11 protein-coding genes and 1 pseudogene are annotated in these 12,091 nt (G+C 67.1%); 8 read left to right on the forward strand and 4 right to left on the reverse strand.

The window, feature by feature from the left end; translation table 11 throughout:
* Nucleotides 1-56 precede the first annotated feature (56 nt).
* Both ychF and CWT12_RS02810 read left to right on the forward strand, forming a co-directional pair.
* Nucleotides 57-1,160: a redox-regulated ATPase YchF gene (gene ychF / locus CWT12_RS02805; RefSeq protein ID WP_161923622.1), complete on the forward strand. Its 1,104-nt coding sequence runs from the start codon at nt 57-59 to the stop codon at nt 1,158-1,160.
* Nucleotides 1,157-3,715, forward strand: a complete 2,559-nt coding sequence (locus CWT12_RS02810) for an N-6 DNA methylase (RefSeq protein WP_202616253.1) — start codon at nt 1,157-1,159, stop codon at nt 3,713-3,715. The genes ychF and CWT12_RS02810 overlap by 4 nt, the downstream gene beginning before the upstream one ends.
* A 56-nt stretch (nt 3,716-3,771) precedes the next feature.
* On the opposite strand, the gene CWT12_RS14640 is transcribed toward CWT12_RS02810, so the two are convergent.
* Together CWT12_RS14640 and CWT12_RS02820 are read right to left on the reverse strand one after the other, a co-directional pair.
* Entirely contained in the window at nt 3,772-3,867 is a 96-nt protein-coding gene (locus CWT12_RS14640) for a type II toxin-antitoxin system RelE family toxin (protein ID WP_442862542.1), read from the reverse strand.
* 266 nt (nt 3,868-4,133) lie between these two features.
* Entirely contained in the window at nt 4,134-4,577 is a 444-nt protein-coding gene (locus CWT12_RS02820) for a winged helix-turn-helix transcriptional regulator (protein ID WP_202616254.1), read from the reverse strand.
* Nucleotides 4,578-4,966: 389 nt separating this feature from the next.
* Between CWT12_RS02820 and CWT12_RS02825 the strand changes: the two genes are divergently transcribed.
* Both CWT12_RS02825 and CWT12_RS02830 read left to right on the forward strand, forming a co-directional pair.
* Entirely contained in the window at nt 4,967-5,971 is a 1,005-nt protein-coding gene (locus CWT12_RS02825) for an NADP-dependent oxidoreductase (protein ID WP_161923623.1), read from the forward strand.
* Nucleotides 5,968-6,816 carry an alpha/beta fold hydrolase gene (locus CWT12_RS02830; RefSeq protein WP_161923624.1) on the forward strand — a complete coding sequence of 283 codons (849 nt, stop codon included), beginning with the start codon at nt 5,968-5,970 and terminating at the stop codon, nt 6,814-6,816. The genes CWT12_RS02825 and CWT12_RS02830 overlap by 4 nt, the downstream gene beginning before the upstream one ends.
* Nucleotides 6,817-7,821: 1,005 nt before the next feature.
* Here CWT12_RS02830 and arfB read toward each other — a convergent pair.
* Nucleotides 7,822-8,259, reverse strand: a complete 438-nt coding sequence (gene arfB, locus CWT12_RS02835) for an alternative ribosome rescue aminoacyl-tRNA hydrolase ArfB (protein WP_161923625.1) — start codon at nt 8,257-8,259, stop codon at nt 7,822-7,824.
* 33 nt (nt 8,260-8,292) lie between these two features.
* Between arfB and CWT12_RS02840 the strand changes: the two genes are divergently transcribed.
* Both CWT12_RS02840 and CWT12_RS02845 read left to right on the forward strand, forming a co-directional pair.
* Nucleotides 8,293-9,219, forward strand: coding sequence for a hypothetical protein (locus CWT12_RS02840; protein ID WP_161923626.1), 927 nt, complete (start codon nt 8,293-8,295; stop codon nt 9,217-9,219).
* Between the two features lie 66 nt (nt 9,220-9,285).
* Nucleotides 9,286-9,528: a type II toxin-antitoxin system ParD family antitoxin gene (locus CWT12_RS02845; protein WP_161923627.1), complete on the forward strand. Its 243-nt coding sequence runs from the start codon at nt 9,286-9,288 to the stop codon at nt 9,526-9,528.
* A 41-nt stretch (nt 9,529-9,569) separates the two neighbouring features.
* On the opposite strand, the gene CWT12_RS02850 is transcribed toward CWT12_RS02845, so the two are convergent.
* Nucleotides 9,570-10,091 (reverse strand): DUF4256 domain-containing protein, encoded by a 522-nt coding sequence (locus CWT12_RS02850; protein ID WP_161923628.1) that lies wholly within the window; start codon nt 10,089-10,091, stop codon nt 9,570-9,572.
* 162 nt (nt 10,092-10,253) lie between these two features.
* Here CWT12_RS02850 and CWT12_RS02855 point away from each other — a divergent pair.
* Both CWT12_RS02855 and CWT12_RS02860 read left to right on the forward strand, forming a co-directional pair.
* A pseudogene (locus tag CWT12_RS02855) lies at nt 10,254-11,224 on the forward strand (diaminopimelate dehydrogenase).
* A 263-nt stretch (nt 11,225-11,487) separates the two neighbouring features.
* Nucleotides 11,488-11,694 carry a hypothetical protein gene (locus CWT12_RS02860; protein WP_161923629.1) on the forward strand — a complete coding sequence of 69 codons (207 nt, stop codon included), beginning with the start codon at nt 11,488-11,490 and terminating at the stop codon, nt 11,692-11,694.
* The last annotated feature ends 397 nt before the right edge of the window (nt 11,695-12,091 follow it).

Consider the following 12,091-nt stretch of genomic DNA (forward strand, 5'->3'; position numbering starts at 1 on the left):
GCGCCCGGGGGCCGGTGGCGCCCGTCGTGCCGGGCGGACTCATCTACACTCGCCCCGTGGCACTCACTATCGGAATCGTTGGACTGCCCAACGTCGGCAAGTCGACCCTGTTCAACGCCCTGACCCGGGCGACCGTTCTCGCGGCGAACTACCCTTTCGCCACGATCGAGCCGAACGTCGGCGTCGTCCCCCTGCCGGATCCGCGGCTGGACGCCCTGGCGCAGATGTTCAGCTCCCAGAAGGTCGTGCCCGCCACCGTCTCCTTCGTGGACATCGCCGGGATCGTGCGCGGCGCCAGCGAGGGGGAGGGGCTGGGTAACCAGTTCCTCGCCAACATCCGTGAGGCCGACGCCATCTGCATCGTCACCCGCGCCTTCGATGACCCGGACGTGGTCCACGTAGCCGGGAAGGTGGACCCCGCCTCGGATATTGAGACCATCTCAACCGAGCTGATCCTGGCCGACATGCAGACCCTGGAGAAGACGATCCCGCGCCTGGAGAAGGAGGTGCGGGGCAAGAAGACCGACGCCGCCGTGCTGGAGGCCGCTCAGGCTGCGCTGAAGGTGCTGGAGGCGGGTGAGCTGCTCTCGGCCGCAGCGGCGGGCAAGGCGCTGGACGCCGAAATCCTGCGCGAGTTCCAGCTGATGACCACCAAGCCCTTCATCTACGTGTTCAACCTGGACGACGCCGGCATGCACGACGCCGCCCGCCAGCAGGAGCTGGGTGCGCTGGTGGCGCCCGCGGAGGCGGTGTTCCTGGACGCCCAGTTCGAGGCGGAGCTGGTGGAGCTGGAGCCCGAAGAGGCCGCCGAGATGCTGCGCGAGAACGGTCAGGAGGAGTCCGGTCTGGACAAGCTGGCGCGGGTGGGTTTCGACACCCTCGGCCTGCAGACCTTCCTGACGGCGGGGGAGAAGGAGTCGCGCGCCTGGACGATCCACAAGGGCTGGACCGCGCCGCAGGCGGCGGGCGTGATTCACACCGACTTTGAGAAGGGCTTCATCAAGGCGGAGATCGTCTCCTACGACGACCTCATGGAGTACGGCTCCCTGGCCGAGGTCCGCGCCCACGGCAAGGTCCGTATGGAAGGCAAGGACTACGTCATGGCCGACGGCGACGTGGTCGAGTTCCGCACGGGACTTACGTCTGGGAGTAAGAAGTGAGCGAGCAGGCCGCAGTGACAGTCCCCAGCGACGACGAAGCGCCGGACGGCAAGGTCGTCGACTATATCTCCGGCATCCAGGTGCCTGCCAAGCCTGAAGAGATGCTCGCGGTCCAGCCGTTCGCCCGCCAACTCGTCGAGGACTACGGCTACCCCAAGGTGCACATCCGCACAAGGCCCCAGTGGCACGTGAAGGCGCGCCCGTCGGACCGGGCGAAGACTTATCCGGTCGACATCGCCGTCTTTAGCGGCGACCAGCATCGCGACGAAGACTTGTTCCTCGTGGTCGAGTGCAAGAAGCCGGACCGCCGCGATGGCCGGGACCAGTTGGAGGACTACCTCCGCCTCTCCCGCGCTTACCTCGGCGTCTGGACCAATGGGGACGAGCGCCTCTTCCTACGAAAGCGGGAGGCCAACGGTAAGGTCACCTTCGACGAGATCCCTAACATCCCGCGCTACGGGCAGCGCGTCGAGGACATCGGCCTGTTCAAGCGCGAGGATCTACGACCGACCCATAACCTCAAGGCCGTCTTCCGCTCGATCCGTAACTACCTGGCGGCGAACGCCGTCGGCATGACGCGCGACGAGCCCCTAGCTCAGCAGATCATGAACCTCATCTTCTGCAAGATCTACGACGAGCGATTCACGCGACGCGACGCTGTCGTCACCTTCCGGGCGGGCGTGGACGAACCCGTTGCCGACGTGGCGGCGCGCGTGAAGGAGTCCTTCGCTCACGTGGTCAAGCAGTACAGCGATGTCTTCGACGACACGGACAAGATCGAACTCGACGACCGCTCCATCGCCTACGTTGTAGGCGAGCTCCAGCAGTACTGCCTGATCGAGTGCGAACGCGACGTCGTCGGCGACGCCTTCGAGACGTTCATCGGACCCTCCCTCAAGGGCGGCCAGGGGCAGTTCTTCACGCCGCGCAATGTCACGCACCTGGTGCGGGCACTTGTGCGCCCGAAGATCCAGGACATGGTGCTCGACCCAGCCTGCGGCTCGGGCGGCTTCCTCGTCGAGGCCCTGCGTGGCCTGTGGGACCTCGTCGATGACCGTGCCGACGAGCTGCAGTGGCCCGACAGCGAGCGCGAGAGCGAGAAGCAGAAGGTCGCAATCCGCCAGCTGCGGGGGATCGACAAGGATGAGTTCCTCAGCAAGGTGGCCAAGGCCTACATGGCGCTACTCGGTGATGGTCGCGGTGGGATCTTCTGTGAGAACTCGCTGGTGCCGATGAGGGACTGGGGGCTCAAGGCTCGCCAGGAAGTCTCCGTCGGCGAGTTCGACGTCATCATGACTAACCCGCCGTTCGGTCAGAAACTCAAGGTTACCGAACGCACGACCCTGGCCCAGTACGACCTCGGCTCCAAGTGGCGCAAGGCCAAGGGTGGTGTCGGCTACGAGAAGACGGATAAGGTCGCGGACTCGCAGACCCCGCAGATCCTCTTCATTGAGCGCTGTCTCGACCTGCTCAAGGATGGCGGCCGCATGGGCATCGTCCTGCCGGAGTCGATGCTGTGCAATCCGTCTCACCGCTACATCATGCAGTACGTACTGAGCCGGGCGACGATCCACGCGGTCATTTCCGTGCACGAGAACCTCTTCCAGCCGTACACCCACGCCAAGACCGCCGTCGTGCTCTTGGAGAAGGGTGCTGAGCCCTCTGGCGAGTCGCACGACGTGTTCATGGCCGTCGCCCGCTGGTGCGGGCACGATTCACGAGGCCACTCAATCCCGTTCGACGACCTGCCCAAGATCGTCGAACGCTGGGAGAAGTATGCGGACGGTGAGGCGCTGGACTTCGACCACCTCGGCTTCGTCGTTGACTCCGCGCAGATCACGGACATGATCTACCTCCCCAAGTACTACAACCCCGAGGTCCGCGAGTCGGTTGAGCGCCTATCGAAGACCCATGACCTCGTGCGCCTGGGTGATCTGGTCACCCAAGGCGTGCTGTCAGTCTCGACCGGCGACGAGGTGGGCAAGCTGGCCTACGGCACGGGCTCGATCCCGTTCATCCGCACCAGCGACATTGCAAACTGGCAAATCAAGGGCGACCCCAAGCACGGCCTCAGTGAAGCTCTATACGAGTCGCTGGCGGATAAGCAAAATGTCGCCCCTGGCGACATCCTCATGGTCAGGGACGGCACCTACCTCGTCGGCACCTGTGCCATCGTGACTGACCTGGACTGGAAGATCGTCTACCAGAGCCACATCCTCAAGTTCAAGGTCCTCGACGAGAGCAGGATGGACCCCCACATGCTGCTCGCTCTGCTGTCGTCACCTGTGGTCAAGTCTCAGATCTTCGCCAAGCGCTTCACGCAGGACATCATCGACACCCTGGGTGGTCGCTGGGCTGAGCTGGTCCTGCCGGTGCCTAAGGACTCCAAGCGGTGCAAGGAGATCACCGACTCAGTGAAGAAGGCGATCCTGTTGCGGCGCGAGGCCTCCGAGCTTTCGTGGCAGGCCGTCCAGAAGGTCGCGCCGAAGGTGGAAGGGGACCTCGAGCTGCTCGACGACGAGGCGGGGTACGGCTTCGGTATCCTGAACCAGTAGTTCAGATATCGTCTGAACTCGGGGTCGAGTTCCGGTTCAACGTGTAGCGAGTCGGCTTAGTCGTTGTACGCCCTGCCGCGGCGTCCGATCGGGAAGACCTCGATCGTGCCGATGTCGTCGTGGATGAGCGCGAGGATCCGGTAGGAGCCCACGCGGTAACGATTCGTCCGAGCGGTTCGCAGTCAGCCCCTTGCCAAGGCGGGGATCGGCGCACCCATCGAGGTTGTTCTTGATCCAGGTGGCGAGGATCCTGGCGTCAAACCGGTCCATCTTCTTCAGTTGTTTGTGGGCCCGCATGGTCAACTCGACTCGGTACGGGCTGGAACTGGCGGCGCAGGGCGCGCTGCCGGTGACCTGGACATGATCAAGCCCATCCAGGTGGCATGGGTGCCAACGGTGTGATGGCGGTGGCTTACGATCACTCCTGAGAGCCGATGGCATCGGCCGCGACGTAGTGCCCCCGGCGGCAGGCTAGGCGGGCCTCGACGGGACTGCCGCAGTCCACGTGCACCGGATCTGGCGCAATCGGTGCCACGTTCGGCAGATACTTGAGCCCCCATTGCTGCAGCGCCGCCAGCACGAGGGCGAGGTCGCGTCCCTTGGCGCTGAGAGTGTAGGCGTGCCGTTGCCTTCGTCCCGGCTCCTGGTAGGGCTCGACTTGCAGCACGCCATGCTCCACGAGCTTCCTGAGCCGCGCCGACAGGATTGAGCGCGGGCACCCGAGGCTCTCCTCCAGGTCGCTGAACCGGTGTATGCCCTGGAAAACATCGCGAAGGATCAGCAGGGTCCACTTCTCGCCCAGCAGCTCCAGGCTGGCCGCGATGGGGCAGGTGGTTTGCGGTCCCGTCATGGTGTCTGACACTCCCTGATCCTTTGCGGCTGCCGACGGCGCCGGGGCGCTGCGCGTGCACGCGGTGCCCACGATGTGCTTATGTGTGTGGCGTCGATGCGGGCGGAACAGGTTCGTCGGCTCGCCCGCAGGCGCAGCCGCACCCGTGCGCGCTCGCCGACGAAGCCGACGCGACTCTGAGTTCATTTTTGATACCTAATGATCGTAGCACCGAGGCCCGCGGCTCGCGACCAGGATGTGAAGGCTGCGCATGAGGAAAGAGGTATGGCTGGGAGGTATGGCTGGACTGTCCGGTTGACAGTGAAGTCGGCGCAGGCTAGGTTCGGTATCTGGACTTAGATGGTCTGCTCCTTCTCGGCGGCTTCCTCGCCGGGAGCATGACCGGGACAGGAGCACACGTGATGAAGGCCTACGCGCTTACCTCTTACCGCAACGGCGGGACGCTCGAGTGGATTGAAGTGCCCGAGCCGGTGGCCGGCCCGGGGCAGGTGGTGGTTGATATCCGTGCGGCGGGCCTCAACCCGCTGGACCGCATGATCGCAGCCGGGCAGTTCCGGCAGCTCATCAGCTACCGGCTGCCGCAAGTGCTGGGACAGGAGCTCGCCGGCGTGGTCACCGAGGTAGGCCCCGGCGTGGAGAACTTCACGGTGGGCGATCACGTGTTCGGGCGTCCGGGCATCAACCGGATCGGCACCTTCACGCAGTCCATCGCAGTCGACGCCGACGACCTCGCCCCCATGCCCGCCGAACTCGGCTTCGCCGAGGCGGCCTCACTACCGCTCGTGCTGCTCACGGCCGCGCAGGCCTTCATGGAGAAAGCGCGAGTCAAGCCGGGGGACAAGGTCTTCATCCAGGGCGGCACCGGGGGCCTCGGCTCAATCGCCATCCAGCTGGCCAAGCACCTCGGCGCCACAGTGGCAACCACGGTGAGCACCAAGAACGTCGACCTGGCCCGCGAGCTGGGGGCCGACGTCGTCGTGGACTACCGGACCCAGCGGTACGAGGACCATGTCAAGGACTACGACGTCGTCCTGGACACCCTGGGAAAGGAAGAGACGCTGCGATCCATGAAGGTGCTTCGGCCGGGAGGCACCATGGTCTCGGTGGTCGGCGCGCCTGACTCCGAGTTCGCGGCACAACTGGGTAAGCCGATCCTGAAGCCGGTCATGTGGATGATGAGCCGCGGGGTGCGCCGCGCCGCCAAGCGGCAGGGAGTCGCGTACAAGTTCCTCTTCATGCGCGCCGACGGCAGCCGCCTGGCACAGCTCACCCCCGCCATTGAGGACGGCAGCATCAAGCCGCTGGTGGGACACACCTTCGAGCTGGGTGAACTGGAGCAGGCCATGGAGCTGTCCGCCTCCGGGAAGGCCGCCCCGGGCAAGATCGTGGTGGAGGGCGGAGCGTGAGCACGGTGAAGTACTTCGACGGTTCGTACGTGGACGCGCCGGTCGAGGGCATGACCACACCCCAAGGCGCGTACTTCGCGTACCGGGCGGTCGGCTCCGACAGCGGGGTGCCACTGCTGCTCCTGAATCACCTGGCGGCCACCCTCGACGGCTGGGACCCGCGGCTGGTCGACCAATTTGTGCAGGACCGCCCGGTCATCGCGGTGGACTACCCCGGCATGGGCGGCTCCTCCGGCTCGGCGCCCACCACCGTTGCGGGAATGGCCGACGGTGTGATCGAGTTCCTCGTTGCCGCAGGGCTGGAGCAAGTAGACGTCCTTGGTCTCTCGCTGGGCGGATTTGTCACCCAGCAGCTGCTGCTGACCCACCCGGAACGTTTCCGCATGGCCGTGCTCGCCGGCACCGGCCCGGCGGGAGGCGCCGGCATCACCCGGGTACCGGGCCTGACCTTCCGGGCCATGGCGCAGGCGGCCGTGACCCGCAAGGACGCCCGTCACTACCTGTTCTTCCCCGTGGCCGCCTGGGACAGGGCGGATGAGTTCCTGGGCCGTGTGGCTGCCTTCAAGCATCCCGACAGGGCCGCGCGCGTGCCCGGCCTCCTGCGCCAGCTCAAGGCCGTGCGCAGCTGGGGCCGGCAGGAGCCGCAGGACCTGTCCCGGATCGGCCACCCGGTCCTGGTGGTGAACGGCGACAACGACCTCATGGTCCCCAGCTCCAACACCTTGGACCTGGGACGGCGTCTGCCTGCCGCCAGGCTCGAGGAGCTCTACCCCGGTGCCGGTCACGGCGCCATCTTCCAGGAGCCCGACCTTTTCGCCTCGCAGGTTCGCGCCTTCCTGGACTGACGGAACCGCTTTGCCTGCACAGATTCCTTCGTCGGAGGGACCCGGTGAGCCTTCCGGTTCACCGGGTCGGACTTAGCTGCCGTCATCGCCGGTGTCTGGCAGCGGGATTATCTGTAACGCCGCTTCCTGGCTTGCAACGCTACTTCGGGGTTAACAACGCCTGTTAACGGCCTGCTGAAGGGCTCTGAGGTATACAGCAGGCCGTTAAGTAGCGTTGTTAACGTCCGTCGGCGCAACAGACACCTCAGCCCCGACACAATCACCACACCCCGAACCGGATGAGCCTTGTCGGTTCTTCGCATTTGCGGGTGTGGTGGAGGCGTGCCCCGGTGGAGGTTCGCAACATGGGCAGGTGATGATGCCTCACGCTCGGCGGCGATGCGTCTGGGTGGGGAACGGCATGAGATGCGAGGGCTGCTTGGTGCGTTGCACGACCTTGGTGCGTGTTGCACTACCCCGGGGTGGTCGTGGAACACGCACCAAGGTCGTGGACAAGCACCAAGGTCGTGGAACGCGGCCCGGGGCGTGCAGTGGGTGCGAAGGTCGTTCAACGCACCGTTTGCCTCTCGCCAGGGGCGCCAGGCATCTGATTCTGATCGTCGAGAACGCCGGCCGCTTCGGCTCGGCGCAGCAGAGGAGTTGGCCGCCGTCAGCCAGCACGCAGACTGCGCCCAAAGCCCCGAGAGCCCGCACCCCGCGGCCACGATTCAACACCTCCACCGGCGCCCCGACCAGTCAACCCCACCAGTGCACTCGCAAACGCGAAGAACCCGTTTGTCTGGGCTCGTGATGCTCATCGGAGAAGATCGCTCATGCCGCTGAGCTCCGCGGCATGGGCGAGCTGACCTACCTCACCGGCTGCGGCGCCGTCGTGCCCGAACAGATCGACGGCATGTTCGTCGGCTGGCCAATTCCAATGCGCTGACGGGCGGAGGAGCAAAAGGGCCGCCCGCGGGTCTCTGAGAACGTTCGCCCGCATCCCTGCCGCGGCAAGCGTCTGCGGCTCTACTCGGCGGGAGGTCTGCGCCGCAGGGTCTTGAGTTCCGCGCGCCGTCGCTTGGCCGCCAGACGACGCCGCTGGGAACCGCGGGTGGGCTTGGTCGCCCGGCGCGCCACCGGCGGCGCGAGTGCGCCCCGCAGCAACCCCGCCAGGCGCTCCCGCGCCGCCATCCGATTGCGGTACTGGGAGCGGTGTTCGGCCGCGGTAACCGTGAGCACCGTCCCGGTCAGGCGCTCGCTCAGGTTCTGCAGGGCTCGCTGGCGCTGCCGCTCGTCAAGCGTCGTCGTCGCCAGGTCCAGGCTCAGCTGGACGCGGGAGTCGGCGGTGTTGACGCCCTGGCCGCCGGGGCCGGACGCGTGCGTGAACTGCTCGCTCAGCTCCGCCGCCGGCACCGTCAGCCCCCGCGGACAGCCGGGGCCGGGCGGGATCAACAGGTCCTTCATGCGACCAGTGTGCGCCGGGCCTACCCTGGGCGCATGCCTCCGGCCCGCCAGCCTCCGCCCGTATTCACCGCCGCGGGCCGGCATGCGCTCGCCCTGGTGGCCCGCGAGGCCCGCGCCGACGGCGTCCGCGAGGTCCTCGCACCCCGCGTGCGCTGCACCGCGATGGTCATCCCCTTCGAACTCGAGGGCCTGCGCGTCACCGACGTCGGCTGCGGCCCCACCGGCCTGCTCGACCCCGGCGCACTCGCCACAGCGCTCGCGGCCTGCACGCGCCCGCCGCTCATCCTGCATGCCGAGACCTTCGGCAACCGGGCCGACGGCGAACTCCGCACCGCGCTCGCGGCCGCCCGCCGCACCGGGGCGCGCATCGTCGTCGACGCCACCCACACGGTGCTGGAGCGTGCCGATGAACTGCTGGCGGACGCCGGAACTACGCACCATCCCGACGCCGACTACCTGGTCGCCAGCCTGCGCAAGCTACTGCCAATCCCTCTCGGCGGCGTGGTCCACGGGCTCACCAGTCCGCCAGAGCTCGCAGACGACCCCCTTAACGCGGACCTGGCTGCCGTCGCCGAGATCGCCGAACGCCGCCCCGCTGTGCCCGTGCTTATGGACGCCGTCGAGGACCTGCTTGACGTCGCCTGGGCACCCGCACCCATGCCGGGCCCTTACCGCGCCAGGCTCGCCCTGCCGGAGTTCAATCCCGAACTCTCCCGCCGTCGCGCTAGCCTGGCGCGCCTGCACGCCGCTGTCGCCGACCTGGACGTCGTCAATCCCGGGGCCGCCCACCCGCCCGTCATCGCCCATCCCCGCGCCGCCGCCATCCGGGCGGAACTCGCACGTGCCGGTTTCTCCCTGCCCCTGCACTGGGATGGAGCCACCGATGGGCTCGTCGCGCTGCCCGACGACCCGCAGGCGATCAAGATAGTGCACCGTTCGGCGGGTTCACGCCGCTCCTGACTCGACGTTCTTGCTCGGCTAGGGGCCACAACGTAGCGGGTACCAATTATTGGTAGAATGGGGCTCATGGCAACGAACACCTCCGTCAGCCTCGACGATCACTTCACCGGATTTATTGCGCACCAGGTCGGATCTGGACGCTACCGGTCCGCGAGCGAGGTCATCCGCGCCGGCCTGCGCCTGTTGGAGGATCGGGAGACGGAACTGGCGGCATTACGTGAAGCGCTTGCGGAAGGCGAGGCCAGTGGGCCTGCTGAGCCCTTCGACTTCGATGCCTTCATCGCCTCCAAAACCTCAAAGACGGCATGAGCATCTATCGGCTGACCCCGGCAGCGCGCTGATCCCAACTGCTACACCCGTAGGACACCGCGCCAGCCGCGCGCACCGTAGTAGGAGTCGGCGCCGTTGTGGTAGACGAAGACCCGGCCGAAGCGCCGGTCGCCGAACAGCGCCCCGCCCAGGGCACGCACGTCCGCCGGCGTCGCCAGCCAGGTCGAGGTCTTCAAGTCGAACTCCCCGAGGCTCTGCAAGTGGCGGTACTCCGCCTCACCCATGAGCCGGGCGCCGAAGGCCGCAGCCTCGCCCGCGGCGCTGCCCCGCGGCGGGTTCCGCTTGCGGGAGCGCAGGGCTTCATCATCCAGGCAGAGGCTGCGCCGGCCGGCGGGGGACTCGGCCGAGCAGTCGTAGAAGACGAATTCGTCCGCCTGCGCGTCATAGTCGACGACGTCGGGCTCCCCACCCGTGTCCTCCATGCGCCTGAGCACGGTCAGCGCCTCGGGACGCGCGGCCAGGCGCGCGGCGACCGCATCCCAGGAGATGCCCTCGTGCCGGTGCGGGTATGCCGCGAAGCGGTCTCTGAGCACGTCGATCATGTCGTTTCCTTCGTTCGGATGTGCCAATGGCCGGACACATTGTCGCTTACGCGGACGGGGCACGGCGGATGCGCCGGCGCGAGCCACTCCTCGGCCCGTCACGCGACGGCAACACGACAGGTCTCTAGGATCGCCCCCGTAGCAAGCACACCAGGAGGAAGCATGATCAGGGTAGCGATCAACGGATACGGCAACCTCGGGCGCGGCGCCGAGCAGGCCATCACCAAGAACGAGGACATGGAGCTCGTCGTAGTCTTCACGCGGCGTGACCCGGCTACGGTCGCCACTCAGGGCGCGCCCGTCGCCCACGTGGACGACATGCCCGCCTGGGCCGACAAGGTGGACGTCTGCCTCAACTGCGGCGGCTCGGCCACCGACCTGATCGAGCAGACTCCGGCTGCCGCCGCGCTGTTCAACACGGTCGACTCCTTTGACACCCACGCCCGCATCCCCGAGCACTTCGCCGCCGTCGACGCCGCCGCCAAGGCTTCCGGGCACGTCGCCCTGATCTCCACCGGCTGGGACCCGGGCCTGTTCTCCATGCTGCGGGTCCTGGGGGAGGCCGTCCTGCCAGACGGCGCCACCACCACCTTCTGGGGTCCCGGCGTCTCCCAGGGGCACTCCGACGCCCTGCGCCGCATTGACGGCGTTGTGGACGCCAAGCAGTACACCCGGCCGGTCGAGGCGACCGTCGCCGCGGTCAAGTCCGGCGATGACGTTGAGCTCACCACTCGCTCCATGCACACGCGCGAGTGCTATGTGGTGGCCGAGGCTGGCGCCGACCTGGCCCGCATTGAGCGGGAGATCAAGGCGATGCCCAACTACTTCGCCGACTACGACACCACCGTCAACTTCATCACCGCCGAGGAACTGGCCGCCGAGCACGCCGGCATCCCGCACGGCGGCACCGTGGTTCGCCGTGGTCACACCTCCGATGGTGTGGCCGAGACCGTGAACTTCGAGCTGCAGCTCGGCTCCAACCCGGAGTTCACCGGTTCCGTGGTGGCCGCCATGGGGCGGGCGGTGGCGAGGATTGCTGCCCGCGGCGAGTCTGGCGCGCGCACCGTTTTTGACGTGACGCTGGCAGACCTGTCCGCCAAGTCCCCGAGGACCTGCGCGCCCACTACCTGTGAGGCGCGATCGGGCGCGGGCGTTCCACCGACTGACTGCTCACGCAGGTGAATCGGCGTGATCGCCCGCGCCCATGGGCCGATAGCAATGGCGGTTGCGAAAGCGTTCGACGTTCCCGACCGTGATGACGTGACCGTCTGGGGCCGAGGGGGCGCCGCGCGCCTTCCTGTGCGTTCACGGGGCGGGTGGCTCGCGGCGCGATGCCGAGGTATTCGCTTCGCGGGCCGCCCAGGACGGCCGGCAGACGGTCGTCTGGGATGTGCCGATGTCGATCATCATGGGGGAGCGGGATGAATTGGTGCCGCGCGAGTCGGCAGAGGACTTCTGCCGTCGCTTCGTCGCTGGCCTGACGGTTGTTCCGGGCACCCACTGGCTGCACGCGCCAGGAGAGGTGGACGCAGTGGCCCAGTGGGAACGGCTGCGGCTCCAGCAGGGCGCAAGGGCGCGTTCGCAGGCTCTCCCTGCTGAGTGAGGTGTCACGGATTGCACCACTTTTACCCCGCGCCGACCTGAACCGCGGAGGCAAACCGCATGATCGCGCTGCTACATCCGGGAAGCATCACCACCGTCGGCTGAAAGTGGTGCAATCCGTGCCATGGTTCACGGGTATCGTCAGGGGGGCCGCTGACCCGGCGATTGTCCGGGATCCGCTACCCGGCAATTGTCGGGGTGCCGCTGATCCGGCGATTGACCGTGGGGTCGTCAGCTCGGGACTCGTAGCTGCGGCGGTCAACGGGCTCATTGCAGCGGTTTGAAGGTGGGGCGGTCGGCGAATGCCGGCAGGAGGTGCGTCTTTGGCCGCGAGTCGAGCGCGCGAGCGAGTGCGCCAGAACCGTTATCTTGGTAGCTTCACAGTCGCAGGCGCTCCC

Source organism: Actinomyces sp. 432 (assembly GCF_009930875.1).
GTDB lineage: Bacteria > Actinomycetota > Actinomycetes > Actinomycetales > Actinomycetaceae > Actinomyces.

Bases quoted from the DNA above. Each gene is read 5' to 3' on its own strand.
- CWT12_RS02825 (WP_161923623.1), top strand. From the start codon at position 4,967: ATGAAGGCCTACGCGCTTACCTCTTACCGCAACGGCGGGACGCTCGAG.
- arfB (WP_161923625.1), bottom strand. From the start codon at position 8,259: ATGAAGGACCTGTTGATCCCGCCCGGCCCCGGCTGTCCGCGGGGGCTG.
- CWT12_RS02840 (WP_161923626.1), top strand. From the start codon at position 8,293: ATGCCTCCGGCCCGCCAGCCTCCGCCCGTATTCACCGCCGCGGGCCGG.
- CWT12_RS02845 (WP_161923627.1), top strand. From the start codon at position 9,286: ATGGCAACGAACACCTCCGTCAGCCTCGACGATCACTTCACCGGATTT.
- CWT12_RS02850 (WP_161923628.1), bottom strand. From the start codon at position 10,091: ATGATCGACGTGCTCAGAGACCGCTTCGCGGCATACCCGCACCGGCAC.
- CWT12_RS02860 (WP_161923629.1), top strand. From the start codon at position 11,488: ATGTCGATCATCATGGGGGAGCGGGATGAATTGGTGCCGCGCGAGTCG.